General features: G+C 36.7%; 4 protein-coding genes. 2 read left to right on the forward strand and 2 right to left on the reverse strand.

Annotated elements, in window-relative coordinates:
- The first annotated feature begins 774 nt into the window (after positions 1 to 774).
- Positions 775 to 1,272, forward strand: a complete 498-nt coding sequence (locus tag F6K22_RS37345) for a pentapeptide repeat-containing protein (RefSeq protein ID WP_293109824.1) — start codon at positions 775 to 777, stop codon at positions 1,270 to 1,272.
- The gene (locus tag F6K22_RS37350; protein WP_293109826.1) at positions 1,269 to 1,451 is read left to right on the forward strand and encodes a hypothetical protein; all 183 of its coding nucleotides are present in this window, start codon (positions 1,269 to 1,271) and stop codon (positions 1,449 to 1,451) included. Before F6K22_RS37345 ends, F6K22_RS37350 begins: the two co-directional genes overlap by 4 nt.
- A 182-nt stretch (positions 1,452 to 1,633) precedes the next feature.
- On the opposite strand, the gene F6K22_RS42745 is transcribed toward F6K22_RS37350, so the two are convergent.
- Both F6K22_RS42745 and F6K22_RS37355 read right to left on the reverse strand, forming a co-directional pair.
- Positions 1,634 to 1,750, reverse strand: a complete 117-nt coding sequence (locus F6K22_RS42745) for a zinc ribbon domain-containing protein (RefSeq protein ID WP_363275270.1) — start codon at positions 1,748 to 1,750, stop codon at positions 1,634 to 1,636.
- On the reverse strand, positions 1,744 to 2,130 hold the full coding sequence (locus F6K22_RS37355) for a transposase (protein ID WP_293109828.1): 387 nt from the start codon (positions 2,128 to 2,130) through the stop codon (positions 1,744 to 1,746). The genes F6K22_RS42745 and F6K22_RS37355 overlap by 7 nt, the downstream gene beginning before the upstream one ends.
- Positions 2,131 to 3,011: the final 881 nt, after the last annotated feature.

Genomic DNA, 3,011 nt, shown 5'->3' on the forward strand with positions numbered 1-3,011 from the left:
GAACTTGATAATTACAAGAAGGTTTTAACCATTCGGGAATTGAATATAAGGAATATTTTCTTTGTTTTCCCCTATCCAAGGGGAGGCTTCAAGGCGCGACTAAGCAAATAGGTTTGTTCTCAATATTGATGTAGTCATTTAGCCGTCAGCTAGCCTCCTGGGTCGGAACTACCTTAAGGGCTATGAAAGGAGAATTAAAAGTTATGTTTGCGGAGCATTCCGTTTGCGTAGCATTCCGAAGGAAAGGAAATAAAATTGGTCATCAGCTAACCTTAGAGTTATTACTTTCAAAAGCTGTTTGCCTAGCATTCCGCAGGAAATTCGAGCGTATTCCCCAGGAAAAGCTGAAAGCTGAATGCTAATAGCTGAATGCTTACATTTTGATACTAGATATTGGCAGGAATTAGACATGAATAAGTCTAATTCCTAACCAATGAAAAACTGACAAAATTTAATCCTTAAACAACAAAATTTTGTCCTTGGTTTACTGAGTCATAAGTCTTAGGGGAAGCACTCTTCCAAGTAAAGTCGTTATAGGAGCTACCAGTACCAGCTAACTGCAACGAATAACCTTCAGGAGTAGAAGAAGTTTCCGATACACCAATAATTGAATATTAACATATTATTTGATATATTTATCATTTATAGGACTTACGCATCTAGTACGAAAGTATTAGCTTGAGATGACTTCATGATTGCTCGTAATGCCGAAAATACCTTGTGCGTGCGTAAGTTCTAATTTAGTTATATTGAATTTTGGGAGTAGTTATTGTAATGCTCAAAAAAAGAATTTTGGTATTTGTCTTAATTTTGACAGTTGCAGGTCTTTGTCTGATGAATATCTATCCTGCTCAAGCACAGGAAAATACTGTCAACTATACTCTCACAAACTTAAATGATCGAGATTTTTCTTACCAAGATTTACATGGTACTTCTTTTGCAGGTGCAACAATGTGGGGTGCAAATTTTCAAGGTGCAAATCTACAAGACACTATTATTACTAAAGGAGACTTTTTGAGAGCTAACTTAAGAGAAGCAGATTTTACTCAGACTTTTGCAGATAGAGTTAGCTTTGATGAAACCGACTTAACCAATGCTATTTTCACAGATGCCATGTTGATGAGTAGCACCTTCCGTAATGCAGAAGTTACAGGGACAGATTTTTCTGGAGCAATGGTAGACCGCTATCAGATAAAATTAATGTGTAAAACAGCTTCAGGAAAAAATTCCATTACAGGAGTCGAAACTCGCGAGAGTTTAGGTTGTTCTTGAGTCAGCGTCTTGATTATGAAACAAGAGATTCAGCAAAAAGCAATTCCAGGAATTATCAGCGGGGTAAGTCCACTGAACATATTGAATTTGAACGCCTGTTAATTGCCTTTAATCCCAAGCGAGGAGCTATTCGCGATCGCGACTATCCCGTTTTGATTTTAATTAATTTTGCATTTTGACATACTCCCGACGTTGCGCTAACAAGGGAATCGCAGGATTCTTCAGTCTGGGAAGCCGTGACCGCAGTTTTTACAGAAGTGATGTCTTCCTCCTGTGTTGATAGCAATCCTATCTTGTGTATCAGAAGTGCTGAGTTATAGTCCCTATCTAGCTCTCGATCACATTTAGGGCATGAATGCCATCACTCCGATAAGCTTTTAGAGACTTTATTCAAACACCCCCAACAATGTTGAGATGTACCTTTTCGGTCTACTTTGATAACCTTATTGCCAAGTTTCCAGGCTACATATTCTAAAATATCAAGAAATTGATAGTGGCTGCATCCTGTAAAAACTTATTTAGTCCTGAGTTAGCTGATTGACCATTGGGCATGAATTGACCATTATCACCTAATTTAGCTTTGCAACGTCGGACTAAATTTGATATCTGTAAATCTTCTAAAAAAATCACGCTGACATCACTAAACAAATGGTAAGCCAGTTTTAATTGCCAGTCCAGTCGCTGTCTAGCTATAAGTTGGTACAGTTTTGCTATTTTGCGCTTGAGTATTTTCCATGGCTTAGAATGCTTTGATTTCTTAGCTAACCTAACCTGAAGTTTAGACAAGCGATACTCAGAAAGCCTAAAAAACTTAGGAACTTCGTGAGGTTTTTTCCTCCAAGTTGTCAAAGATACCATCTACTCAGTGGAGAAACTTGAGACGAAAACAGGTAGAGTGGGAAAATAATTAACACAGGACTTACGCAGGGGTACTATATATAGAGTGTAAAAACTGTAGCGATTGAGTTTTTTACACTACATAAATGGTCTCTGCGCAAGTCCTATAACAATTAAATAGTAGTGTAAAATTAACAGGCATTACTTGACAATTATCAAGAAGCTCTAGTCAAGTGAGAGAGCAATTTGGCAATTTTTGGAGATGTCTATTGGCGACCTCCGGCAACTGATATCATTCTCAAAGCTGTTCACGGAACACTATCAGGGGTGAAAAGCAGGTTGAAAAGCCTTTTGGGTAAGCTTTTGAGCAACATACCTCAAGAAAAAATTAGAGGTTGGGATAGGTTATTAACGCACTGATTAGCCATGGCCTCCTGCATTTACTATAAGTCTAAATACTTACTCAAGTTTTCCCATCTTCATATACCACATTTTGTCGTGCGGAATGTGGGTTATAAGAAAAAAAATAGCCCCCTCTTCCAGAGGAAGCCTGAGCTAAATTACAACACACAAACCAATACAATAAATAATTAAATATATTCCGTGAAGACTTAATTTGTTTATTTATCTATATTTCATATATTAGCAAGTATTTGCGTAATTTTAGATCAAGATTTGGTAAAGATACTCAGTAATTTGATGAAGTTTTGGTAAAGGCACAGTAAATTCGTCAAATCATAATAGTCACAGAGGCAAAAAAATAGCCCCCTCTTCTAGAGGAAGCCTGAGCTAAATTACAACACACAAACCAATACAATAAATAATTAAATATATTCCGTGAAGACTTAATTTGTTTATTTATCTATATTTCATATATTAGCAAGTATTTGCGTAATTTTAGA

Source organism: Okeania sp. SIO2F4, from assembly GCF_010672385.1.
Lineage (GTDB): Bacteria > Cyanobacteriota > Cyanobacteriia > Cyanobacteriales > Microcoleaceae > Trichodesmium.